Origin of the sequence: Methanolobus sediminis, from assembly GCF_031312595.1 — an archaeon.
GTDB lineage: Archaea > Halobacteriota > Methanosarcinia > Methanosarcinales > Methanosarcinaceae > Methanolobus > Methanolobus sediminis.
The window spans coordinates 2,728,862-2,752,617 of record NZ_CP133592.1 but is presented as its reverse complement, the minus strand read 5'-3'; the positions used below and the strand labels follow the sequence as shown (position 1 = coordinate 2,752,617).

24 protein-coding genes are annotated in these 23,756 nt (G+C 38.9%); 19 read left to right on the top strand and 5 right to left on the bottom strand.

Annotation, left to right across the window (positions count from 1 at the left end; all coding sequences use genetic code 11):
- Window positions 1–10 precede the first annotated feature (10 nt).
- From RE474_RS13575 to lon, 19 genes are all read left to right on the top strand, one after another.
- A complete protein-coding gene (locus RE474_RS13575; RefSeq protein WP_309310901.1) occupies window positions 11–448 on the top strand; it encodes a phage tail protein in 438 nt (145 codons plus the stop codon).
- Window positions 445–813, top strand: coding sequence for a phage tail assembly protein (locus RE474_RS13570; RefSeq protein WP_309310900.1), 369 nt, complete (start codon window positions 445–447; stop codon window positions 811–813). Before RE474_RS13575 ends, RE474_RS13570 begins: the two co-directional genes overlap by 4 nt.
- Window positions 807–992, top strand: coding sequence for a DUF6760 family protein (locus RE474_RS13565; protein WP_309310899.1), 186 nt, complete (start codon window positions 807–809; stop codon window positions 990–992). The genes RE474_RS13570 and RE474_RS13565 overlap by 7 nt, the downstream gene beginning before the upstream one ends.
- Window positions 993–1,018: 26 nt before the next feature.
- The gene (locus RE474_RS13560) at window positions 1,019–1,474 is read left to right on the top strand and encodes a phage tail protein (protein ID WP_309310898.1); all 456 of its coding nucleotides are present in this window, start codon (window positions 1,019–1,021) and stop codon (window positions 1,472–1,474) included.
- A gap of 29 nt (window positions 1,475–1,503) precedes the next feature.
- Window positions 1,504–2,865 (top strand): hypothetical protein, encoded by a 1,362-nt coding sequence (locus RE474_RS13555; protein ID WP_309310897.1) that lies wholly within the window; start codon window positions 1,504–1,506, stop codon window positions 2,863–2,865.
- Window positions 2,865–3,536, top strand: a complete 672-nt coding sequence (locus RE474_RS13550) for a CIS tube protein (protein WP_309310896.1) — start codon at window positions 2,865–2,867, stop codon at window positions 3,534–3,536. The genes RE474_RS13555 and RE474_RS13550 overlap by 1 nt, the downstream gene beginning before the upstream one ends.
- A gap of 19 nt (window positions 3,537–3,555) precedes the next feature.
- On the top strand, window positions 3,556–4,608 hold the full coding sequence (locus RE474_RS13545) for a phage late control D family protein (RefSeq protein ID WP_309310895.1): 1,053 nt from the start codon (window positions 3,556–3,558) through the stop codon (window positions 4,606–4,608).
- Entirely contained in the window at window positions 4,605–5,240 is a 636-nt protein-coding gene (locus RE474_RS13540) for a phage baseplate assembly protein V (protein WP_309310894.1), read from the top strand. The genes RE474_RS13545 and RE474_RS13540 overlap by 4 nt, the downstream gene beginning before the upstream one ends.
- 26 nt (window positions 5,241–5,266) lie before the next feature.
- Window positions 5,267–5,662, top strand: a complete 396-nt coding sequence (locus RE474_RS13535) for a PAAR domain-containing protein (RefSeq protein ID WP_309310893.1) — start codon at window positions 5,267–5,269, stop codon at window positions 5,660–5,662.
- A gap of 5 nt (window positions 5,663–5,667) precedes the next feature.
- On the top strand, window positions 5,668–6,057 hold the full coding sequence (locus RE474_RS13530; RefSeq protein WP_309310892.1) for a GPW/gp25 family protein: 390 nt from the start codon (window positions 5,668–5,670) through the stop codon (window positions 6,055–6,057).
- Window positions 6,058–9,087 carry a baseplate J/gp47 family protein gene (locus tag RE474_RS13525; protein ID WP_309310891.1) on the top strand — a complete coding sequence of 1,010 codons (3,030 nt, stop codon included), beginning with the start codon at window positions 6,058–6,060 and terminating at the stop codon, window positions 9,085–9,087. It begins immediately after the preceding gene.
- A gap of 3 nt (window positions 9,088–9,090) precedes the next feature.
- Window positions 9,091–10,050 (top strand): baseplate J/gp47 family protein, encoded by a 960-nt coding sequence (locus tag RE474_RS13520; RefSeq protein WP_309310890.1) that lies wholly within the window; start codon window positions 9,091–9,093, stop codon window positions 10,048–10,050.
- A complete protein-coding gene (locus tag RE474_RS13515) occupies window positions 10,047–11,072 on the top strand; it encodes a phage tail protein (RefSeq protein WP_309310889.1) in 1,026 nt (341 codons plus the stop codon). Before RE474_RS13520 ends, RE474_RS13515 begins: the two co-directional genes overlap by 4 nt.
- Window positions 11,073–11,090: 18 nt before the next feature.
- Window positions 11,091–12,305, top strand: coding sequence for a hypothetical protein (locus RE474_RS13510; protein WP_309310888.1), 1,215 nt, complete (start codon window positions 11,091–11,093; stop codon window positions 12,303–12,305).
- Entirely contained in the window at window positions 12,305–13,459 is a 1,155-nt protein-coding gene (locus tag RE474_RS13505) for a peptidase associated/transthyretin-like domain-containing protein (RefSeq protein ID WP_309310887.1), read from the top strand. The genes RE474_RS13510 and RE474_RS13505 overlap by 1 nt, the downstream gene beginning before the upstream one ends.
- An 83-nt stretch (window positions 13,460–13,542) precedes the next feature.
- Window positions 13,543–14,235 carry a hypothetical protein gene (locus RE474_RS13500; protein ID WP_309310886.1) on the top strand — a complete coding sequence of 231 codons (693 nt, stop codon included), beginning with the start codon at window positions 13,543–13,545 and terminating at the stop codon, window positions 14,233–14,235.
- A 149-nt stretch (window positions 14,236–14,384) separates the two neighbouring features.
- The gene (locus RE474_RS13495) at window positions 14,385–16,430 is read left to right on the top strand and encodes a cache domain-containing protein (protein WP_309310885.1); all 2,046 of its coding nucleotides are present in this window, start codon (window positions 14,385–14,387) and stop codon (window positions 16,428–16,430) included.
- A gap of 160 nt (window positions 16,431–16,590) precedes the next feature.
- Window positions 16,591–17,010, top strand: coding sequence for a MarR family winged helix-turn-helix transcriptional regulator (locus RE474_RS13490; protein ID WP_309310884.1), 420 nt, complete (start codon window positions 16,591–16,593; stop codon window positions 17,008–17,010).
- A gap of 80 nt (window positions 17,011–17,090) precedes the next feature.
- Window positions 17,091–19,487 carry an endopeptidase La gene (lon, locus tag RE474_RS13485; RefSeq protein WP_309310883.1) on the top strand — a complete coding sequence of 799 codons (2,397 nt, stop codon included), beginning with the start codon at window positions 17,091–17,093 and terminating at the stop codon, window positions 19,485–19,487.
- Between the two features lie 91 nt (window positions 19,488–19,578).
- Here lon and RE474_RS13480 read toward each other — a convergent pair whose 3' ends face one another.
- The 5 genes from RE474_RS13480 to RE474_RS13460 form a co-directional block, all read right to left on the bottom strand.
- Entirely contained in the window at window positions 19,579–19,839 is a 261-nt protein-coding gene (locus RE474_RS13480; RefSeq protein ID WP_309310882.1) for a ferritin family protein, read from the bottom strand.
- Window positions 19,840–19,937: 98 nt separating this feature from the next.
- The gene (locus RE474_RS13475) at window positions 19,938–20,543 is read right to left on the bottom strand and encodes a methyltransferase family protein (RefSeq protein ID WP_309310881.1); all 606 of its coding nucleotides are present in this window, start codon (window positions 20,541–20,543) and stop codon (window positions 19,938–19,940) included.
- A gap of 145 nt (window positions 20,544–20,688) precedes the next feature.
- The gene (locus RE474_RS13470) at window positions 20,689–22,032 is read right to left on the bottom strand and encodes an MFS transporter (RefSeq protein ID WP_309310880.1); all 1,344 of its coding nucleotides are present in this window, start codon (window positions 22,030–22,032) and stop codon (window positions 20,689–20,691) included.
- A gap of 140 nt (window positions 22,033–22,172) precedes the next feature.
- A complete protein-coding gene (locus RE474_RS13465; protein WP_309310879.1) occupies window positions 22,173–22,781 on the bottom strand; it encodes a hypothetical protein in 609 nt (202 codons plus the stop codon).
- Between the two features lie 176 nt (window positions 22,782–22,957).
- Window positions 22,958–23,695 (bottom strand): hypothetical protein, encoded by a 738-nt coding sequence (locus tag RE474_RS13460; protein ID WP_309310878.1) that lies wholly within the window; start codon window positions 23,693–23,695, stop codon window positions 22,958–22,960.
- Window positions 23,696–23,756 lie beyond the last annotated feature (61 nt).

Here is a 23,756-nt window from a genome sequence, read left to right as displayed (position 1 = left end):
GTGAATAAATATGCCAGAAAGAAAAGACCCTTATAGAAATTCCAGGTTCCTGCTGGAAATAGATGGAATTATTCAGGCAGGTTTCAGTGAAGTTACGATCCCGGATATCGCCACCGATTCTATCGAATACAGGGAAGGAAATGAAGATACAACTGTCAGAAAGCTTCCGGGGCTAACTAAATACGGAAATCTGACCCTTAAATGGGGAATTACAGATTCTACCGAGCTATTTGAATGGCGAAAGCAGGTAATTCAGGGAAAGACTGCCGAGGCGAGAAAAAATATTGCTGTTCTTCTTCTGGATGAAGGAGGAAATCCGGCAGCTCGCTGGGAGTTCAGGGAAGCATGGCCTGTTAAGTATAATGCTCCTGACCTAAACGCCATGGGAAATGATGTAGCTATTGAAACGATCGAGATCGCTCATGAGGGAATGGACAGGGTACAATGACGTTTCAGACAGAATTTGAGTTCACACTTCCACAAGGGTATGTTGATGAAGATGGCAACCTGCACAAGGATGGGATCATGCGTCTTGCAACTGCAGCAGATGAGATCTTACCTTTAAAGGATCCAAGAGTACAGTCAAATCCGGCTTACTTGAGTGTAATCTTGCTATCCCGTGTAATCACAAAGCTGGGCACTCTGCATTCTATCAATACACGGAATATTGAAAATTTGTTCATAGCCGATATGGCCTATCTGCAGGAACTTTACCAGCGGATCAACGAAAACGGATCAGACGTGATAAAAACAGTTTGTCCCAAATGTGAACACATGTTTGACGTCGAGGTGAATGATCAGGGGAAATGCTAAGCTACCCCCTCAATCAATTGCTTGAGGAGGTAGCATTCCTGGCTTACTATTTCCACTGGGACCATGAAACCATCATGAACATGGAACATAGGGACAGGCAACTCTGGTGTAAAGAGGTCAGTAAGATAAACAAGAATCTCAATTCGAATTCTAATGAAAAGAGTATTCTGGATATGTAAGGACAAAATTAGACCTGGAGGAAACTTTGCCCAAATCAAATTTATTATCTGGAAAAAAGCGAGTCGATCCTTATAGTGCCTATAATTTTATTGTAGAGATCGAAGGACTTACTGCAGCTGGATTTACTGAGGTCTCCGGTCTGGATATCGAAACGGAAGTTGAAACTATAAGAGAAGGGGGAGCTAATGGCATTGAATATAAGCTCCCTAAAGGTACAAAATATTCCAACATAACTCTAAAGCGCGGGATCACTGATCATGATCTGATCTGGAGATGGTATGATGATGCCATAAATGGAAAGGTCAAAAGGAAAGACGGTTTGATCTTTCTTTGTGATCAGGATGGTTCTCCTCTGGTAACATGGAGCTTTGTTGATGCTTATCCGATAAAACTGAATGGCCCATCACTCAATGCTATAACCGGTACCATTGCAACTGAGACTCTGACCCTGGCTCATCACGGACTCAAAAGAATTCCATAACTAATTTTCCACTTAATTGATGTGGTAGCATGAATGAACAATTACATACAGATTGCAGTATATTGCAAAAGAAGCTACCAACAGTGTTGCCTGTAAGTACAATTTCGTCAATGAAAGTTAATGAACCTGATCTTTTTAACCAGATTATCCAGCGATATTCTATTGGCACAAAACAAGGTAATTTTCCGTCGTTAATATTTTTAAGGTTACTGGAAACAGTCGATGGTACAATCAAATTAACAAACATTAATCAAGATATTATTAAAAAAATATTAAGTACCAGCATAATTCAATATCTGAATTTGCATTTAACAAGTTGGCCAGCACAAAATGTAGTTACCCATGAGTCTGAGTTTAAAAATCAATTATCATCTGGAAAAAATGTGTTAGAACAGCAGATGAATATACAAACAGGTTCAGGGGAAGATAAAAAGCACCCTGTAACTCCACGCTTGATGAGATACTTGAAGCTAGTTGACCGGCAAACTCCGAATCTTATTTTTGAGCCTGTATCAGTAAAGACCCAGGAAACAATGGAACTCGTGAGAACACTATCTGAAAAGACACTATCTCAAAGAGAAAAAATGAAAAATCCATTAATTCTTTCAAACAACCTGAGCAAGAAAAGTATCTTTCTCAAAACACAATCAGACAAAATACAGCTCGAAAATACTGGTGATTTGTTAAAATTACAGCATCTAAAGACACCTGATATTTCTTCCTTTGATGAATACACCAAGCAGGTGCTTGCAGGAGTGAAAGTGGATGAAAATACAAAAGCCAAAGACATCATTTTGCATTCCTCCACTCATGCGGATGAGGCTGTTTTAAAAATTGATACCTTAGTGGCACGTGTTCAAAAACGAAATGAACTTGTGTATGAAAAATATGAGAATTTTAGCAGGCGAACAGAAGAACGGTATTTGATGACTGAAAAAAAGAATATTGCAAACAGGTCTGTTTCTAATAAACATATTGCAAGATTGAGGATAGCGGATATGGAGGCTGAGGATGGTGAAGTTCCAACTAGTCCCAACCTGTTATCCAATCAGGGTGATCTCTCTTTACATCATGCAAGGAATGCGCAAACAGATATTAATGTGCCATTTGATCTTTCATCAAGTAACATTTCCAGAATACCTTCTGATCTGGTTCTAAGAAAATCTGCTGTTCAAAATTCAGACGAAGAGCCTGACAATAAGGTAAAATCTGATGCCATCACAACCGGAATAGACAAAACAGATTCAGAAAAGGCAGCTGTTGTTGAGAAAAATGTCAAGTCACTAAACAGTGTTGAGAATATTGATAATATCACTATCATTGCCGATAGGGTCTACAAACTTCTTGAATCTAAACTTTCAATTGAAAAAGAACGGAGAGGTCTCAGGTAATGGAAAAAGCCAAAATATACATCCTGGATGATCAGGGTAAGGGTGTTGTTAAGGACAAGACCATAGAGGTAATGTTCAACCCGACTGATTATACAAGCACCATAAATGCAACATGGGTGGGTGACAGGGGTATGATGCCTGAGTTCACAAAAACAACTTTTGGCACTTTGACACTCAATTTATTTTTTGATACATATGAGATCCGTGCTGATGTAAGAGAAGATAATGAAGTTTCAATTTCCGGTAGGGTCAGAAAAGTTGCCGGAACAAAAAGAATCATGGAACTTGCTGTTCCAACTGCTGAGGGAAAAGAAACAAAAAAGCCGCCTGTATGCTTGTTCAGCTGGGGTAAATTTAATTTTAAAGGAGTTGTGGAATCAGTTTCTCAAAATTTCACAATGTTCATGTCAACTGGAATTCCTGTTCGTGCGAAGTTGACCGTTGTAATGAGGTCGGTTGTGAATGCACAGGATGCGTTAAAGCTCAAAGGTGTTGAAGCATGCAGAAAGGTCAGACAGGTCAAACAGGGAGAAAGGCTTGACATCATAGCAGCAGAAGAACTTAAGGATCCACTATTGTGGCGTAAGATCGCTGAGTTGAATGATATTGACGATCCACTGAATTTCCCGGGTCCTGATGATATTGGCAAAATAATAATAATTCCAGACTAAACCTTATCAGGAGCTTAAATTGCCAGAAAATATAGTTTCCACAGTACCGATATTTAAGATCAAAGTAGATGGCAACGAGCTTTCAGCAAAATCTATGGCATCTGTTGAAAGTGTGATATTCGAAGAAGAACTCAACACAGCATCTATGTTTATTCTTAAGCTGGCAACATCCGATTTCGAAAAAGGGGGCTGGCAACATGTTGACCTTAAAGATTTTCATCTGGGAAGTGAGATCAAATTATACATGGGTATGGATGATCTGGTCCTGATGATTGCAGGTGAGGTCACCTCTCTTAAGCCAACCTTTAGTGAAAGTTTCTCAACAATTGAGATCAGAGGTTATGACAGGTTGCACAGGCTTCGTTTTGGAACAAAAAGGCGCACATTTGTTGATGTAAAGGATAGTGACATTGCATCTTCGATTGCCGGTGAATGGGGGCTTAGCGCAAAGGTGGAAGATACAGGAACTGTTCATCCGCATATTTATCAAAATAACCAAAACGACCTTGAGTTCATATTGCAACGAGCAAAACGCATCAGGTACGAGCTTTTTGTTGATGACAGGACATTACATTTCCGATCACCAAAAGAGAGTGATCCGGCATCCCTGGTCCTTGAATACAGAGTTGACCTGGAAGAGTTTTCTGCAGACTTGAGTGCAAGATATGAAGGTGATGAAATTGTGGTGCAGGGATGGGATTACATTAAGAAAAAACAGGTATCTGCAACATCAAAAAGTGAAAGGTCCATGTCAACGATGAATGTCAAAAATAACGGAACAAACATGACTGAGTCTGCATTTGGTAAATTCTCATCATATATTGTAGATGAGCATCCTGTTGATAATTTTGATGCAGAAAAACTTGCAGTTGCAAGATACAATAAACATCTTGTAGGGTCCGTAACAGGTGATGGAAAATGTACAGGTATTCCAAAATTGAGAGCTGGTAATACCATTGAGATCAAAGGAATTGGCAGGTTCAGCGGAACTTACTATGTCACTTCAACATCTCATGTAATTGATTATAGTGGATACAAAACATCGTTTAAGGTCAGGAGGGGCGGGATATGAGTTTACTGGATCTGGTTGATGATCAGAGCACAGATTCAAGGATTTATGGTGTTGTCATAGGTATTGTGACAAACAACAAGGATCCTGAAGGACTTGGACGGATCAGGGTAAAATTTCCGTGGCTTAGCGATGATGATGAGTCTAACTGGGCGAGAGTCGCATCACTTATGGCTGGAAAAGAGAGAGGAATTTTTATCCTGCCGGAAATCGATGATGAAGTTCTTGTTGTTTTTGAGCAGGGAAATATAAATGTGCCATATATCATCGGATCGCTGTGGAATGGGAAGGATATCCCTCCTGAAACGAATAGTAATGGTAAGAACAATATCAGGATGATGAAGTCCCGTAGTGGTCATGTGATAAAAATAGATGACACAGAGGGCAACGAAAAAATAGAGATCGTAGATAAAACTGAAAAAAATATGATCACGATCGATACAAAAGATAATAAAATATCCATAGTGTCAAACAAGGATATTGAGATGTCTGCACCGAATGGGAAAATTGCTATCGATGCACTAAATATTGAGATTAAAGCATCAGCAGCCACAAAGATCGAAGCATCATCGGATATGAACCTGAAAGCGTCAGGTAAAGTGACTGTTAAAGGAGCTACAATAGATCTCAATTGATCAGATCATTGATCGGGAGTTTAATTATGGGAATGACGGCGGCTAAACAGGGAGATCAGGTCATTGCAACAGATATCCATATCGTTTTGATACAGGCACCTCCTGGTCCTCCAATTCCTGTTCCAGTTCCTCATGCGTTTACAGGCATAATAGATGGCAATCTCAGCGGGAATGTAAAGATTGATGGAATGCCTGCTGCAACAGTTGATTCGACGGCTACGAACACTCCTTATCACGTTCCACAGGGAGGGCCTTTTCAGAAATCTCCCTCAAATAAAGCGACAATAAACATGGGAAGTGCAACTGTGAGAATAAATGGGAAACCGGCAGCAAGGAATGGGGATACGGCAATAACATGTAACGATCCTTCCGACATGCCGATAGGAACAGTGGTTGCAACAGGTAACGTGTTTATAGGGTGAAGAAAATGGATGCGGATTTTCTTGGTGTTGGCGTGAGTTTTCCATTGAAAACTGAAAACGGAAAAATTACCTGGTCTAAGTATGAGGATTCTATCAGGGAATCGATACTATTGATCCTTGGTACATCAATAGGTGAAAGAGTCATGAGACCTGATTTTGGATGCAGGATACATGACCTGGCATTCTCTGTAAATGATACATCCACTGCTTCCTTTGCAATATTTCACGTTGAAGAAGCTTTGAAAAAATGGGAACCCAGAATAGAACTCATCAAGGTTGATGCAAATAATGATGAGCAGGAACTTAACAGGTTGAATATCAGCATTGAGTACAGGATTATTTCATCGAACACAAGGTACAATCTTGTGTATCCATTTTATGTTGGGAGTGAATAAATGGCTGCTAAAACTCCTGTTCTTGACACCAGGACTTCGGAGGATATTTATGAGCAGTCATTAAGGCTTGCAAGACATTACTGTCCGGAATTAGCTATTCCACAAAAAAGAGGTTATTTTGATCCGGATGACCCCGGTCTGGTAATACTCAGGCTTTTTTCAGATATGGCTGAAAATCTCATAACCCAGTTTAACAAAATACCAGACAAGCATCGTCTTGCATTTTTTGATTTTATGGGAGTGAACCTCCTGTCTGCAAAGCCTTCAAAAGTTCCGTTAACATTCTACCTTGCAGAGGGCTCTTCAGGTAGTTTTGTTCCCCGTGGTACTCAGGTAGTATCATCGGAAGACAGTGAAGTGGTATTTGAAACAACACAGGGATTGAGCGTGGTTCCTGCAAAATTGAATGCTGTTTTTTCTTTGAATAGCTGGGAGGATAAATACACTGATCACTCAAAAGTTGTATCAGGTGAAAAAGAAAAGATCTGTATATTTGGAGGAGATGCTGATGAAAAACCTCTTGATCATGTTTTCTATATGGGTGATGACATCCTGCTGCACATGCAAAACCTGCCATCTGAATTGAAGTTCCACTTAGAAGGGAAGAATCTTTTTAAAGAGTATTTTGACCTGTGGTATGATGGCAACAATAATCTGATTGAAAATCCTGAAATCACATCTAGTCAGGATGCAAAAAAACTTGATATCATTTTTAATGATAAAACTCGTGACATTCAAAGTATTCAAAAATTTGAAAGCTCATCAATAGATGGAATAGAAAGCTTCTGGTTACATGTCAAACCGCATGATACTAAAATAGTTGATGGAACAGATCTGCCTGCGATATCGAATATATCCATGGATCTGACAGTTGAAAATATAACACCTGATGCAGCATTTTTCAATGTGGTCCCGCTTGATATGAAAAAAGGATTTTATCCTTTTGGAGAAGTACCTAAAAAAAGGGATACATTGTACATTGGATCAGAAGAGGTATTTTCAAAAAAAGGAGCTACAATAACATTCGATGTTGAACTTGAATATGATGAAGCAAAGAATGAAAATAAAAATTTGGTACTCCAATGGGAATACTGGAATGGAAATGGCTGGGAGCCATTAACTGTTATTGACAATACTGAAGCTTTTACAAGATCCGGTCAGGTATTCATTGAAACCTGTCCTTCCATACCACCTATCGAAATTAACGGGCAGTTGAACAAGTGGATCAGGATGAGGGTCATATCTGAAAAGTTATATGAGACTGATGGAAGAGTCAAATCTGAAGAAGATCATGGTTTTGGATCACTATACACTACATTGAAAAGATCAACACACAAAATAAGGGATAGTCTTGATGAAACTGATCTATTCTCTCAGGATAAGTCAACTGTTTTTAATCCTCCGTTCATACAGTCTATTAATATTTCATATAGCTACGAGGGGGTAGGGATTGGAAAGCTCAGGTCATTCAATAATTTTCAATACAGAGACCTGGCTCCTGAAGAGCCGGGGAAGATATATGAAACATGTCAGGAAAAATTACCAGTTTTTTACCTTGGTTTTGAAGAGGATATTGCAGGACTGCCAGTAACTCTTTTTTGCGCAGTTAAGGATAAGCTCTACGGTGAAGAGCCAGTAAGAATCAAACAATCCGATTATCAGGATAATTTTAACGATAATGACGAAGCGACCGGTCTTGTATGGAAATATTACAATGGCATCTCATGGAAAGAATTCAGTGTGGAAGATGGATCTGATTCTTTCAGAACAGCCGGAATCGTATCTTTTTCCGCTCCTTCAGACATTAAACCCACATCACAGTTCGGAAAGGAACTGTACTGGATCAGGGTGGAGAGCAAAGATGGAAAGTGGCTTTCCTGCTCTGTATTAAATGGTATTTTCCCAAATACGGTTTGGGCTTTGAACAATACAACTTCAAGAAATGAAATACTTGGTTCTGGAAATGGTGAACCTGATCTGACATTTAATTTTTCTAACAGGCCAGTGCTTGAAGGTCAGCTTGTTGAGGTAAAAGAATCAAATATTCCTTCTAAAGGTGAATTAAAGGTCATAGAGTCTGAAGTAGGTTTAGATGGTTTGAGGGTGGTAGAGGAATATGGGGAAATAAAAGAAGTATGGGTCTCATGGGTGGAAGTAAACAACTTCACATTATCCGGTCCCTTAAGCAGGCATTATGTTCTGGATCGGGCAAACGGTAAGATAATTTTTGGTGATGGGAACAGGGGCATGGTACCCCATACAGGTAAGAACAATATTATTGCAAGGCACTATGTTTCCGGAGGCGGTTCAAGAGGCAATGTGTCCTCAGAGACTATTACTTCGCTAAAGAAAACCATTCCGAAAATTGATACGGTAACCAATCATGTTCCATCATCAGGCGGCATGGATATGGAGGATATTGAAAGTGTAATTGACAGATTCCCTCATATCATTAAGAACAGGGACCGTGCGGTCACCAATGAAGATTTTGAATGGCTTGCACATGAGGCTTCACAGTATGTAGCAAGATCAAAGTGTGTATTAAAAAACGATACAATAACCGTCATTATCGTTCCAAAATATGAAGGGCATACACCTCTTCCGGATTCTGGACTTTTAAGATCTGTTGAAATGTATCTAAAGGATCGGGCTTTTTTCCCCATTCTTCACAAAATAAAAACCATAGGTCCTGATTATACACAAATAAATGCATATGTGAAGGTCAGACCAATATCCCTTACGGAAAGTGTTGATGTTTTGAAAAGGGTTGAAAAAACGCTTAAAATATTTTTCCATCCCTTGAAAGGTGGTCCTACGGGGAAGGGGTGGAATTTTGGACAGAACATATCCACCTCACAGGTGGCTGCCGTAATTGAGGATATTGAAGGCGTGGATTATGTCAGTGAAATTAAGTTAACTGAAGGATTGTCGGGTCTAGAAAAAGAAGAGATAGCCGGTGTGGAACATTTGTTGATAGAACCTGATTCCTTGCCCTGTGCCGGACTTATCAGTGTGGAAATTGAGGAATAAAATATGGTAATCCAGCTACCCAATCTTGATACGAAGACTTATGAGGAGATCTCTGAGGAGATGGTTGCATCCATCCCGAAATATACTGATAGATGGACAAACCATAATCCATCAGATCCTGGTATAACGATACTTGAAATGCTTTCCTGGATAGCAGAAGCAACACTTTACAGGATGAATAGAGTACCTAATGAATCCTATGTCAATTTTTTACGACTTGTAGCAGGTGCTTCAGGCATTGATGAAATAGAAAAGTTGCTAAAAGATCCTCACTCAGACAAGTGCCACAGAAATGTCCTTGAATTTTTAAAGGAAATTGAAGAAGGAAATGAAAAACCCATTCCGGATATAAAAAGGGAAGCTTTACTATTTCTCAATTCACGCTACAGGGCAATTACAGAAGATGATTTTTGTCAGCTTGCCGCTGAAGCTACTGATATGTTCGGGGTAGAGGTCAGAAGAGTTATTGTTGAAAAAGCTTTGGATGAAAGTAAAGTTGAGATAATTCTGATACCAGGTGAATGGAAGCAATATGAGGAACTTGCTGAATCTGAAAAGCAGAGCAGGTATAAAGAACTTACCGGGTATGTGATGGATTACCTGAATCCAAGGACACTTATTGGAACAAAGATCAAGGTCAAACAACCTGTTTATTCTGATGTTAGTATAGACCTGGAAATTGTATGTCATCAATATGCAATAGCAGAAAAAATAGAAGCTGATACTAAGAACAGGATCTTACAGCATCTTGATCCTTTTGTTGGAGGGGATGAAAGAACAGGATGGCCATACAGAAGATCCCTTTCCATATATGAGATTGCTCAGGTTGTTGAAGAAACGGAAGGGGTCAAACAAGTTGAATCAATAGTGTTTGATGGTAACAAGAAATTAAAAATCAAACCGATAAACGGACTCATAAAAGTTGATTCATTGAATGTGGAAGTTGGGAAGGAGGAGAAATGAATCAGGTGAGACCAGAAACCAGCTACTTACGTTTTCTCCCGGCAATATTTAGCGAAGGGTCGCAGGATGGGGGAAGTTTATCATTAGAGCGTTATCTCAAGATATTCGAAACTATAATAAGCGGAATTGAAAATGAGGAAATAAATGAAAAAAAAGGGATTTCAGAAACACTTGATATTATTCCTGATATTTTTCATCCCAGATTTTCCTTCCTGTTCGATGATGCAGAAATGTCGTTCTTGCCTCCTTTAAAAGATAATGAAAAAATAACTTTTAAAAAGCATTTCCTACAGGATGATGGTATAGATGAGTTTCTACGCTGGCTGGCTGGCTGGGTAGCTCTTGTTCTGAAAGATGACTGGGAACTTGAGAAAAAGCGGGAAATTATCGCCAGGATCATTCCTATCTACAGGATGCGTGGAACAAAAAGAGGTCTTGAGGAATACCTGAGTATATACGTGGGTAAACGCGTGAACATCATTGGAGAAGCGGAACAGTTCCAGGTAGGAATAACTTCCCGCATAGGGAAAAACTCCAGGGTGGGTGGATTTCCTTCACATTTTTTTATTGTCGAAGTAGATGTGATGTATATGTTCAGATGGGACAATGTCCCTGGGGTTGAAAGTGAGGGACTGTTAAGTTATCTCAAAGATGATTTTGGTATTGACTGGGCAGAAGGTGCAGATCTCCAAAAATCTGATGATGGTAAAACCATCAGCATAAGCAGAGATGATAATTCAGCACAAATAAAGCTTGATGCAGAAAAGGGAAAAGCCGAATTAGTGTTAAGTGGTGGCAAAAGCTGTGAACTGAATGTTAAAATGGAGAATGAGGGAGTCATAATATACAACGGAAAAAATGTTCTTGCTTCTGATATTAAAAAATGGAAGGACAAAAAGAAGGCAATTGAAAGAATTATAGACTCAGAAAAACCGATACACACTGATTACTGGTTGAATATTAAGCAGCCCAGAATAACTTTAGGTGTCAATTCGAATATTGGGGAAAATACATTGCTATAATAATGGAGGAGGAATTCCATGACCGATAAAACATCTCATAAAAGGTTGAATTATTATACAGGGCAGTTATTAAATGCCGATGATTTCAAGGATGAACAGCAGTATCATGTCGATGCGCTCAGGTCCCATAACAGGAATTTACATACATGGGGTATTGCACGGGGTCTTAATGTTGAAAAGATTGGTACAAAAAATGTAACGATCAGTATGGGTATGGCCATTGATGGTCTGGGAAGACAGATCGTACTTGACAAATTAAGAGAGATCGACCTATCCCAATCGACAGCCACGTCCCTTTATCTCACAGTATCGTATAAAGAAGAACAGACCGATTTTAGAGAAGGGGAAGGAGAAAAAGCGTATACCCGTACTAGCGAAGATTGTGTCATCGAATATGATACAAATGAACCTGATGAATTGTCAATGAAGCTTATTCTGGCAAAATTGATATTTGACCGGGAAAAAGATACTCTAAGCTATATCGATCTTGAAGAACGCAGGAATGTAAAAAGTATCAGTGGGGATATAGAGGTTAATAGTATTGATTTTGCTTTATCAACAAAAGATGACCCTGATAAATTCCTCCGAATAAAAAGTGTGGACGGTGTGAGCCCGGGATTGGAGATAATCTCTGAGAACACCATACTGACAGGAAACCTGAATATTTCAGGAACATTAACCGGAAAACTTAGCAAGAACATGGTCGGTACTGACCAGATAGAGCAAGGCTGTGTACCGATTTCCAGGATGAGTACCATACAATCTTCCGGCACTGCCGAAATTGGACCGAAATCCGAAGCAAAAGTGGATTTTACTGAACCCGGTACAAAACACCGTTTTTTTGTGACAAGTGTAATTCCTATCACTCCGAATTCAATTATTGAATGGAGATGGCAGGTGGAAAAAGGTGATGTCAGTTCGGTTCACTTTGATAAAAATATCGATTTTTTAAAGAAAATATCAACCGGATTTGCACAGCAAATAACCAGCTTAAAACAAAAAACAGTCAAACTGATCTCAAAAAAAGGCCGTTCAGGAACAGTTCCTTCTCAGGAAAGTATCAACCAACCAGACACCGAAATGATATCTTCATCTGCTCAAAATCCTCCTCAACAGAAGTTTGTACAGATTCAGGGAGGCGACAAAAACAAATTTTCTTATGTACTGGTTGTTAAAAACGCTTCAAATAAAAAAGTGGAAGTGGAGTTCAGGTATTATGAAGTTCTGGAGTGATGGATGTGAAAATATCTGGGACAATTCTTAATTCAAAGAATAATGAGCCTATAGCGCTTGCAAAGATAAGGCTTAAGGTTGGGGACAAAGAAATAGGAGCTCTTTTTTTCACTGACGAACATGGAAATTATGAATTTCAGTCTGATGAGGATTATATCGGACAGACTCTCAAGTATATCATTGAAAAGGATGGATTTGAAGAGAAAACATTCAGTACCTTTATTGATAAAGATCAAATTGAGAAAAAGTTTTTGTTGAGAGAAAATGAAGCTTTGAAGGAAAAGTTTGCAACATTAAAGGGATTTGTTTATGGAATTATAATTATCAGTGCAATAATTACAATTTTAGCTGCAATTTTAATTGGTAGTGCTCCGGTAGCAAAGTATGACACAAATATTACTACTGTAGGATTAAATGATAAGGTCACTATAGATGTTACTATCGATAAAAAATGGGATTGGATGCCATTTGTAAATCCGAATTGGGAACTCCAGTCTGAAGATCAATGGATACTCTTTGATAAATCAGATGGAAACGAACCTAGCACAAAATTAGATGGGAACAAATCTGAAACTGTTCAAATTACATTACTCACTCCGGATTTCCAGTTTAGCCCTGGAAAAAGAGAAGTAAATTTTTACCTGGTCAATACAAAGTTAGATTTTTTTGATTTTATTGATCTGAAATTCTTTGCAGATGCTATGCCAATAAACCTTGATGTCACAGATGAAAAGAAAAAACCGGATCTGGACATAACAGTTGAGCCTACATCTGAAGATCCACAGAAATTCATAATATCTATTAAAAATGTAGGTGATGGAGCTCCATGGTGGACTTTGAGGTCTGATAAGACTTGGATCGAGATGTGGAGTGACAGTGATGGCACTGAGAAATATGATTCCAACGAACGTCGATCTGATGATGGAGAGGTATATTTCGTAATAAATATGTCCAATATCAAAGAAAAAGACGAGCTTGTGGAAGGAAGGATCACATTGGGATATAACAATGAAGGTAAAGATATGATCCATGTTTTTGTCTGTAAAAAAGAGTCATCGTTTAAGATAAATACAACGATTGAAAGCTGGTACTTGCCAGACTACTATAATAAGACAGTGACAGAACCACAACAACCGGATATCTGTGCAGTTTAAGAATAAAATGTTTCTACTCAACATTTAGTGGGCAAGTGTTCTATATCCACGATGTTAACGAGAAATAGATAATCAGAAAAACCATGCCTCCAACTAAATCACTCAGATCACTATTATTCTTGTGTATATTCCTGATTCTAATTACAAATCCTGATGTGTGGCATATTGTTGGTTTTACACCGGCATTTAGTGATTATGAGTATTTAGTTGATGATGTGAATGTCGACCTGAGTATTGACTTAGGATTTGTGTTTAGATTACTTTGTTTTATTTTGCATATAGGGATATATAGGACAATATTTGGAGGATTTGTAGCTTCAATTGTATTTTTTGCTTATAGAAGTGTAATTTACAAAAATACCTCGGTTGAAAAAATGTGTAGAAATCCCGAGGCTCCTCTTGCATTGAAGAAATGGAAAAATGTTCCAAAAAAAGTAATTCCTCAATATCTTATTATTTTGATCCAATGTATTTTATGGGCTGTTGTTTTTGTTCTTGGGCTGCTGTTTGATGTTTTTCCTTCAGGATATTATATGAAGGGATTTATGCTTGGTTCTGTTATGGCTATAGTAAACATAGTGCCCATTTATTTTAAAATGTGGATAGAGGCAACGTATCCAAACAAATTACTTGCAATCGAAGCTGCCAAAGGAATAATTGGTAACTATATTACAGGATTTACACTTGTCTACATTATCTGGTATTTACCATTTGGTCTTGAAATGACTTTTTGCAACTGTGCCGGAGATATATTTCCTTTTAGTTTGATTTGCTGAACAGTACACAACCATTCCTATGCAAACCATGAGCCATAGCAGTGTTGAATGAATAGTAAAATTAAAGGAAGCAATTAAAGATGCAACCCGAAAAATTCCAGAAGTTAATATTTAGAGTCCTCTTAGTGCTCTGTGTAGTGAGTTTTGTGTTGCTGGTACATCTGATCAGCGAGCAAGAAACCTCTGAGGAACTCGGACTACATGCCACGATCAAAGCAGAAAATCAAGCTGTGGAAGCAGCAGATGATATTGATCAAAGCCTCTCTATCATGATGGAGGTCACCACATCAATTGCAGAAGATTTGAGTTCTGGTGAGATAAAAGAAGATCAGGTTGTGCAAAAGATAAATGAAACATTGGAGGAGCATCCGGAATTTTATGGCATTACTGTTGCATATAATCCCTCTGTTAAACATTTGATGAATGATTCAGGCCTTTATGCTCCCTATGTCATAAGGGAACCGAATGGCCTCCAATTGAAACAGATCGAGGAGAATTACGATTACACACAGCCAGATAATAAAACTGGTATCAGAACCATATGGTATCACCAACCGATGGATAAAGGCCCTGGGTGGGTTGAACCTCATTTCGGAACAACAAGTAAGCAAATATTGGTTGTATATGCCCTTCCTTTTTACAATGCATCTGTACCTGAAACTCCTGCCGGAATTATTACAGGTGACTATTCTCTGGATTGTGTGAGAAATATCGTCGGGTCACTTGACCTATGGAATACCGGATACGGTTTTATCATCACAGAGGATGGAACCATTGTTTCATACCCAATTGAGGAATACCTTGGTCAGAATATATCCGATCTAACAGAGACAGACAAAACTCTAGAGGCTATACATAAAAATATGCTTATTGGAGTGGATAATTTCACTTATTCCAATGATTTTACAGGCCAGGAATTCCATGTATTCTTCAATAATATTCCCTCAACAAACTGGACAATGGGAGTTGCCTTTGTCGAAGAGGAGATCTTGCAAGAGGAAAAGATATTCCAGCAACACACATCGATCAAAATTTCCATGGCTTTTATAGCCTTTGTGTTTTTCCTTTCCGCTCTCATCTTTCATGTAGAAACAGGTAGTTCCAGAAGCCTTTGGGCTGTTGCAATTATTCTGTCTATTCTGTGCTTAGCCGGTATAGGAAACATATGGTATCTCAATATGAGTGATAAGCTCACTGAGGAAAATTACGATGCGAAAGTTTTCGACAGGGCCGGTTTAGAAGTAACTTTGAATAAAGTATCCAATAATACGGCAGCATCCGAAGATACAATAAAAGTTCCTACCGGGATCTTTCTTCAGTCCATAGAATTTTCAAGTTCTAATAACGTGGCTGTAACAGGCTACATCTGGCAAAAAAATAATACTGAGGGAATAATCCCCGGAGTTATTTTCCCGGAATCTGAATCCACAACTATTAGAACAAGCATTGAAAAAGCATATGAAACGGAGGGAGTTATAGGTTGGTATTTCGAGACCACACTGCGCCAGCAATTTGATAATTCCAAATATCCTTTTGATAAAGAAAATATCTGGATCCGGTTATGGGATAAAGGATTTGATGATAACGTTGTTCTTGTACCCGACCTGGATTCCTATGACACACTCTCTCCAGAATTAAAACCGGGCCTTGAGAAGGATTTTGTACTCGGGGGATGGGATATCCAGAAGAGCTATTTCAGTTATAGGGACAACAGCTACAACACTAATTTTGGACTGGAAGATTACAATCATCAAAACAGGCCGGAGCTCTATTTTAATGTGGTTGTGAAAAGGGATTTCATAAATCCATTCGTCTCGTACATGAGCCCATTGATAGTAGTGGCACTTCTTATATTTGCCGATCTGTTGTTAATCTCAAAAAAAGAGGGAGCTGCGAGTTACTACGGTTTCAGTTCTTCAGGTGTATTAGGGCACTGCGCTGCATTGTTATTCGTTCTTATCGTAGCACAGGTATCACTTAGAGATAGTCTTTCAACAGGTGGCATAATCTATCTGGAATATTTCTACTTCGCAATGTATCTGGCAATCCTGGCTGTTGCAGCGGATTCTATCCTGTTTGCATCAAAAAGAAAGATAAAGATAATTGACTATGAGAACAACCTCATAATAAAAGTGCTATACTGGCCCGTATTAACGATTTTGCTGCTAATATTTACACTATATGCCTTTTACTAATGTTCTCTGAAGATCTCTGCCAGATCGATTCTGAACGAGTGAGCTGCCACCGGTTTTAATCGGTGGTTTCTTGCTTATTATTGATTTAAGTATTTTCACCTGCAAATCAGCCAAAAACTATATATTTAGGTAAAGCCTAACTAAATAATCAGATTGAGATATGACAGGGAATAAAGAACATTTATTTTTGATCTTTGAGAATCTTTTCAAAATAAAAAATGAGTGTTCATCTGATATCCTATGTGGATGCGGATTACCGGACATTACCCTGAAACAGATCGGATACCTGAAAATAATAGACAGGTATGGAGAAATAACATTCAGCAAACTGGCTGAAGTTACCAGTAACTCCAAGCCCACAATTTCAGAGATGATCAATAAGTTCATTCAAATGGAATGTGTTTATAAAAAAAGATCTTCTGAAGATGGTAGGGTGTTCCATATTTGTCTGACTGAAAAAGGACAGACAATATGTCGCTGCGAACAGAAAGCTTTGTTCCAGTTAACTGAAAAAATGGCATACTCATTAACCGAAGAGGAGTTAAAAGTGCTTGTAAATATTCTGGAAAAAATAAAATGATTTTTTTTGTAAATCTTTTATTAGGTAAAGACTAACTAACTACAAAGCAGCCAAAAAAGCTGGAAATAGAGACTATTATAATGACAACGCAAAAAAACAACATAGAAAATGAGAGTATAATAATCAGGCTCTCTGAGATAGTAGTCTATCCTGAAAGCCACACAAAATTCCTGGCTGATAAAAATGCCGGAGAGATATTGCTCTCAAAGATGGAGAATGAACAGGAAACAACATACGCAGTAGGCCTGACCCTAAAAGAGGATGCAAAGCTTACTGAAATGAGAGAAGATGATCTCTATAGGGTAGGAAACCTGCTTGAAATCGAATCCGTAACTCCTGCCCGTGAAGGTTACCTGATATCTGCAAAATCTGCCGGAAGAATTAAAGTCGTTTCTTTGTATCAGAAAGATGAAATGTTCTATGCAACATATGAAGAACTTCCTGATATAGAAGATCTCGATGAGGGTATGCATGCATTTGTCCTTCATGATATTAAGCGTACTATAAGCAATATAGGAGAAAATTTCCAGCGCTCAGAACATTTCCTCAAACCCATTAATGATATGGAGTCGATTGACCAGATAATGGGATATGTCACACCTTATATGCCTATAGACCTTGAAGAAAAACAGGCACTGCTGGAAACACTTTCCATTCGTGAACGCTATTTGAAGTTCTTCTACATACTGGTAAAGCAAAAAGAGAACATCCAACTTCAGATGGAACTTGCAAAGAAGGTCGGCGAAAAGATGAACAAGACGCATCGTGAAGCCATGCTGCGTGAACAGATCAAGGTGATCAAGGAAGAACTCAATGAAACCGATGACCCGATATCAGGTGAAGGCGGCTATCAGGAAAGAATAGACAATTCTGGCATGCCTGAAGAGATCCACAAGAAAGCCACTTCAGAACTGAGAAAACTGGAATCAGCAGGTTCCCAGAGTCCTGAAGCCAACATAATCAGAAATTACCTTGACCTTCTGCTTGATCTCCCATGGACAACCGGGGAGAAAAAGGACATTGACATCAACGAAGCACGCAAATTCCTTGAAAACAATCACAATGGCCTTGAGAAAGTAAAGGAGAGAATTATCCAGCACCTTGCTGTAATGAAACTAAAGCATGAGAAGCAGGGTTCAATAATTCTCTTTACGGGTCCTCCCGGTACAGGAAAGACCAGTCTTGGTAAGAGTATCGCAGATGCTCTTGGCAGGGAATATGTACGTGTAAGTCTTGGAGGTGTCAAGGATGAAGCTGAGATCCGCGGACATCGCAGGACGTACATCGGAGCTATGCCTGGAAGGATAATTCAGGGTATCAAGAAGGCAGGAACCAGAAACCCTGTGTTCATACTGGATGAAATTGACAAGCTTTCATCTTCATACTCCGGAGATCCTGCAAGTGCATTGCTTGAAGTCCTTGACCCGGAGCAGAACAATGCTTTCTCTGATCATTACCTGGAAGTCCCATACGACCTGTCCGAGGTATTGTTCATAGCAACTGCCAACTCTCTCTCAACCATTCCAGGTCCATTGCTTGACAGAATGGAGATAATTGAGATATCAGGCTATACAAAGAATGAGAAACTTGCAATTGCAAAGGACCATTTGCTTCCGGATATACTGGAAGATCACGGGCTTGATGAAAATATGCTTCAGATTGATGAGGAAGCATTGGATGGTATCATTGACCATTATACAAGGGAAGCAGGTGTTCGAGGTCTGAAAAAGCAGCTTGCAAGAACTGCAAGATTCGTGTCGGAAAAGATAGTATCAGGAAATGCAGAACTTCCATATGTTGTACATGCTGACATGCTAAAAGAGATACTTGGCAAAGAACTGATACGTCAGGATGAGGCACGTAAGGAGAATGTACCTGGTGTTGTAACCGGACTTGCATGGACCCCTGTTGGAGGAGATATCCTGTTCATAGAGGGTACTTTCATGCCGGGTAAGGGTAAACTAACACTTACAGGCCAGCTTGGTGATGTGATGAAGGAATCAGCACAGATCTCACTGAGTCTTGTAAAGTCAAGGCTTGCAAACACTGCAAACAGCTTTGATTTTACAGAAAGTGATATCCATATCCATGTGCCTTCAGGAGCTACACCAAAGGACGGTCCGTCTGCAGGTGTAACGCTGCTTACTGCACTGACATCCCTGATTACCGGAAAGGCAGTTGATTCAAAACTTGCCATGACAGGTGAAGTTACCCTTAGTGGTGCGGTCTTGCCTGTCGGAGGTATCAAAGAGAAGGTGCTTGCAGCACACAGAGCTGGTATAAAGAAGATCATTCTTCCGCATGAGAATGAAAGGGATCTTGAAGATGTACCTGAGGAAGTAAGAAATGAGCTGAAATTCGTGCCGGTAGATACAATTGAAGATGTCCTCAAGGAAGCTCTGGATATTGACCTGCACAGACCTGTAGTATGCTATTCAGGACGCCATCTGCATCATCATGGAATAAGCGAGATTTAATTTTAAATGGAGGCTTTTTGCTTCCATTTTCATATTTCAGGATCAAATAGATCTTTGGAAAAAGTAAGTTTAATAAAAAAAAGATTAAGCCTTATTCTTCAAGGCTTGCTATGTCTTCTTCTTCAGAGAAAAGGTAATCTTTTAGCTCATGTGCGAAGGCGTCATCATGCTGTCTGATCCACTCAAGTAGCATTGCTGCGTGTTCTTTTTCCTCATCTGCGTTATGGATAAGGATTTTCTTAAGGTTCTCATCAGTGCAAGCATCTACTCTCTGATTGTACCAGTCAATTGCTTCCAGTTCTTCTCTTAAAGAATCAATAGCTCTTTTCAGGTTCAAAGTCTTTTCTGACATTTTGCTTCGGTCTTCGTGCATCATATAAATCATCTGATAATGGGTAATTAACTAGTATATATTTTTTGGAAGGCTGTTTCAAAAAAAATCAAACTGGATTATTTATCATAATAAGCTTTGAGTCGGGGAATAATCCTATGGACGTGTTTCTGGTAATCACGGTATTCATCTCCAAACTGAGCTACTAATCTGCTTTCCCAATGAATTGAACCCATAATTAGGTAAATCGTAGTCAGTATGTAGATAATGAGCAGGTTAGTTGTCATAAAAGGAGTTAACCACATAATGACAAGTCCTGAGAGAAGGAATGGATCTCTTATCCACCTGTAAACACCATGTATGTTAAGATGGATCGAATCCGGTGAATTTGGTGCCGATAACTGGGCCTTTAACTGGAACCTGTGTGGTGCATCCCTCAGTGCTCTTGGGCCAACTATTAAAGCTATCACCTGACCACCAACCATTAACCAACGCCACGGAGATGGTACTATGTACAGGAACTCTCCGGGGTTCTTGTAAAGCAGGTATACCAGTGGAATAATGGTTATCACCGCAATGAGATTGTAGACAGGCATGTACAGTTCATCGGCCCGGGAACCCAGAGAGCGTCTGATGAAACGCTTGAACGGAAGACTGGCCAGTAAACTGTGAATAGCTGCAAATCCCACCAGACAAATAATAAGTATCACTATGGATGAAACCATATCCTGTAACCTCCGTTACTATATTTAATGAATGTTGTATTTAGGGATTATGGGTGTTCACAAATATTATTTGGTGAAATATTTTCCCAGGAGTATTTGTTCTTTGTTTTACTTAGTCCTGGAACTTTGTATATAGTCCCAATGATCAGGTTCTGTGGTCAATCATCTCTTCCGCTCTTTTCCTTTCAGCCTTTATTAGTCTGAAGGATAGCAGGAATACCAGATATATCACTCCACCGGCTATCAGGAATGATACTGCTTTCAGTTGTGTGTATAATAAACCCCCAACAAGCAATCCTATTATACTTGCAAGGCTGCCACCACTCATGGCAAAACCCTGTACGGATCCCTGATAGACATTTCCCGCAAATTTCGATAGCAATGACATAATGGATGGCCACATTATCCCGTTCCCAAAAGCAAAGAACACTCCTGCAAGATAGATCAGGAACAAGTTACCTGTGGCTATCAGTATGAATTGGAGTCCAAGAACAAAACAACCTGTGATCGATAGAATGGACTCTGAATATATTTTTGATAGTCTGCTCAATACCGGACCCTGAATAAATGCCATCATTGCACTGATAATGGAAAAATAGATACCCAGTTGTGCAGGGTTCCATTCAAGGATATCAACGGCAAAAGCCGGAAAGGCTGTATAATAGATATTAAAGCCCAGAAATATCAGGAAATATAATGAAAGGATGAATGGGATGTGATCCAAACGGAATATCTCCCTGAAAGAGATATTCCTGACACCTTCAACCTGATAACACTCCTTAGCTTCCTGTCCAAGTATCTTCTTGATTCCTACCGGTCTTATATATTCTTTCAAGGTGCACATATGTGTTTCCGGTAGCATGTACATAACGATAATAGTGCCTGCAACTGATATGACAAATGCTGCTGATACAGGAATCAGTTCTCTGTATATGGTAATTCCCAGAATACCTGCAAGAGCAGGGCCAGCCACATATCCAAGGTTCGAGGCAACAGACATCCTGCCAAAGTTCTTGTTCCTTTCTTCTTCAGGTGTTACGTCTGCAAGATAAGCATTTGCTACGGAGACATTCCCTCCGGTGATACCATCCAGGGCCCTTGCAAAGAAGAGAACAAGTAAGGGTAAAGTTATGATAAATGTTCCAAGCAGACCGGAATTTACAGATACCAGCGAGGTAACCGGTAGGAAAAGGGCAATAAGGAAGATGAACCAGGCTATCATTGTTCCTATCTGACTGAGCAGTAGTATCTTTTTCCTGCCATAGATATCTGACCACTTCCCGAGTATAGGAGCACCTATCAGCTGAAATGCAGGATATGTTGACACAAGCAATCCGTATACTATTGCATTCCCGCCAAAATCAGCGACAAGAAATATGAGAAATGTAAGAATTATTCCAAAACCCAGAGTACCTATGAAAGTGATCATATACAAAGGAAACAGTACCTTTCCTTCTGTAACTCCTGAAACCGCCGGACTAGGAGTCATCAAGATATTATTCTCTTTTGCATAGTATAAAAAGCTCCCTAAAAGTAAAAGCTCCCTAAAAGTAATGGATTTGCGCTAAATTGTCCTATGACGGACCAGAGCCGAACATTGGAATAAGAAAAGAAAAAAGGAGAGAGTGATCAGCCCTGTTCAGGGAAAACATCTGCAAGGTAGCTTGCAATCACCATATTGACGTTTGTGTCTCTTGAAGGCATTTTGCCACATTCCATGGATTCCATGATATATTTGGGGAACACATAGATCCATCCGCCGGTCTCATCCATAATGGCACGGAGTTTGCTTCCACCTGCCATGAGTGCAAATCTTAGTTGTGCAAGGCTTGTCATCTCTTCAGGGACCATGAGTACAATGTTTCCGCTAAAGAAGTTGTATATCAGGGATTCCTTTATTGTAGAATCATATTCTACTGTAAACTTCTTATTTGCCTTTGTGCTTTCCTGCATGTACTCAAGAAGCTTGTTGTAAGAATCACATTCTCTTGTAAATGGGGGAATGAACTGTACTGATTCTGAATCATCAGTTAATGAGAGAGAATCCGGGTTTGCTGATATTGTCTCTTTGATATCAGATTCTGTGATTCCGAAAACTTCCGCATCCTCAAGGATTTTGCCTACAGCAACCTGGAATGTAAGAGGTTCCTGGTTTATTTTACATGAAGGAAAATCTTCAGTGTATTGTGATATCATTGCTTCTATCAAAGCATGCTTGATTTGTGTAGGCATTTTCATAATAATTACTCCGAACAGATTTTACTTGCTAGTTATTGAATTGATAGTATTCTGATTGTAAACGGAAGTCATTTACTTAGCTAATACTACTTAAAATTAACTGTCACTTGTTTTATGAGATCTATAAAAAAACAGATAAAAAAGAAAAATAGATCTCACTTAAAGAATCGTAGTATTCAGATCCCAAAAAGAGATTTTGCAAAATTAATGATTTTCGCTGTAAAACTTTCAGATTTAATAGTGTCTGCATTATCTGGAGTATCATTGTTTGATCCTATTGAAACTTTGCTTGTATTCTCAATAATAGAAATGTTATTTCCTGTTTGATTTCCAGTACTATTTTCACACATCACGATTACAGAACTTTGATTCAGTTCTTCCATTGTCGACTCTATTTCCATTGTTTGAGATATATTAGAGCTGCTTATGTTTTCATAATCAAAAAACTCGTTACGATTATCCTGCAAAGAATAATAGGTTCTTAGAACTCCTGACTCGTTGGGAATAAAATAGAAATAAGTTGGTCGTGTCCACTGGCTAGAGAATGAATTTGGAAAATCGTCGTATAAAGGAACATTCATAGAACCGTTTACAATTTCAAGCTCATATGTAAGATTAGCCTGTGGTTCATGGATATACAGCATATTTCCTTCTATTTTGTAATTAACCATATGAGGTTGAAATCTAAAAGCTGGTGACGGTGAAAGAATAACCATACCCCATCCGGGATGATTTCTTGCATAATCTATTGAATAATCAAAACACAACCAATTGCTTTTGTCTTCATAAAGCAAATCCCACTTATCTTTGTAAGCATCATAATCTACACCAGTTTCAGCATAGACAATATTAACTGGCGATATCAGCAAAAATAGCAATATTATTAATATTCCTTTTATCACATTCACTTCCATATAATTTTGCAGGCAAATAAACTTTTTTGAATAAAAGGCTTGTGAGACTAGAAATATTGTA

What these genes read in the sequence shown, in the direction of transcription:
- RE474_RS13550 (WP_309310896.1), top strand. Translation starts at nt 2,865, where the DNA reads ATGGAAAAAGCCAAAATATACATCCTGGATGATCAGGGTAAGGGTGTT.
- RE474_RS13575 (WP_309310901.1), top strand. Translation starts at nt 11, where the DNA reads ATGCCAGAAAGAAAAGACCCTTATAGAAATTCCAGGTTCCTGCTGGAA.
- RE474_RS13530 (WP_309310892.1), top strand. Translation starts at nt 5,668, where the DNA reads ATGGATGCGGATTTTCTTGGTGTTGGCGTGAGTTTTCCATTGAAAACT.
- RE474_RS13460 (WP_309310878.1), bottom strand. Translation starts at nt 23,695, where the DNA reads ATGGAAGTGAATGTGATAAAAGGAATATTAATAATATTGCTATTTTTG.
- RE474_RS13465 (WP_309310879.1), bottom strand. Translation starts at nt 22,781, where the DNA reads ATGAAAATGCCTACACAAATCAAGCATGCTTTGATAGAAGCAATGATA.
- RE474_RS13555 (WP_309310897.1), top strand. Translation starts at nt 1,504, where the DNA reads ATGAATGAACAATTACATACAGATTGCAGTATATTGCAAAAGAAGCTA.
- RE474_RS13515 (WP_309310889.1), top strand. Translation starts at nt 10,047, where the DNA reads ATGAATCAGGTGAGACCAGAAACCAGCTACTTACGTTTTCTCCCGGCA.
- RE474_RS13510 (WP_309310888.1), top strand. Translation starts at nt 11,091, where the DNA reads ATGACCGATAAAACATCTCATAAAAGGTTGAATTATTATACAGGGCAG.
- RE474_RS13480 (WP_309310882.1), bottom strand. Translation starts at nt 19,839, where the DNA reads ATGTCAGAAAAGACTTTGAACCTGAAAAGAGCTATTGATTCTTTAAGA.
- lon (WP_309310883.1), top strand. Translation starts at nt 17,091, where the DNA reads ATGACAACGCAAAAAAACAACATAGAAAATGAGAGTATAATAATCAGG.
- RE474_RS13570 (WP_309310900.1), top strand. Translation starts at nt 445, where the DNA reads ATGACGTTTCAGACAGAATTTGAGTTCACACTTCCACAAGGGTATGTT.
- RE474_RS13540 (WP_309310894.1), top strand. Translation starts at nt 4,605, where the DNA reads ATGAGTTTACTGGATCTGGTTGATGATCAGAGCACAGATTCAAGGATT.
- RE474_RS13475 (WP_309310881.1), bottom strand. Translation starts at nt 20,543, where the DNA reads ATGGTTTCATCCATAGTGATACTTATTATTTGTCTGGTGGGATTTGCA.
- RE474_RS13535 (WP_309310893.1), top strand. Translation starts at nt 5,267, where the DNA reads ATGGGAATGACGGCGGCTAAACAGGGAGATCAGGTCATTGCAACAGAT.
- RE474_RS13470 (WP_309310880.1), bottom strand. Translation starts at nt 22,032, where the DNA reads ATGACTCCTAGTCCGGCGGTTTCAGGAGTTACAGAAGGAAAGGTACTG.
- RE474_RS13500 (WP_309310886.1), top strand. Translation starts at nt 13,543, where the DNA reads ATGCCTCCAACTAAATCACTCAGATCACTATTATTCTTGTGTATATTC.
- RE474_RS13565 (WP_309310899.1), top strand. Translation starts at nt 807, where the DNA reads ATGCTAAGCTACCCCCTCAATCAATTGCTTGAGGAGGTAGCATTCCTG.
- RE474_RS13505 (WP_309310887.1), top strand. Translation starts at nt 12,305, where the DNA reads ATGGATGTGAAAATATCTGGGACAATTCTTAATTCAAAGAATAATGAG.
- RE474_RS13520 (WP_309310890.1), top strand. Translation starts at nt 9,091, where the DNA reads ATGGTAATCCAGCTACCCAATCTTGATACGAAGACTTATGAGGAGATC.
- RE474_RS13490 (WP_309310884.1), top strand. Translation starts at nt 16,591, where the DNA reads ATGACAGGGAATAAAGAACATTTATTTTTGATCTTTGAGAATCTTTTC.
- RE474_RS13525 (WP_309310891.1), top strand. Translation starts at nt 6,058, where the DNA reads ATGGCTGCTAAAACTCCTGTTCTTGACACCAGGACTTCGGAGGATATT.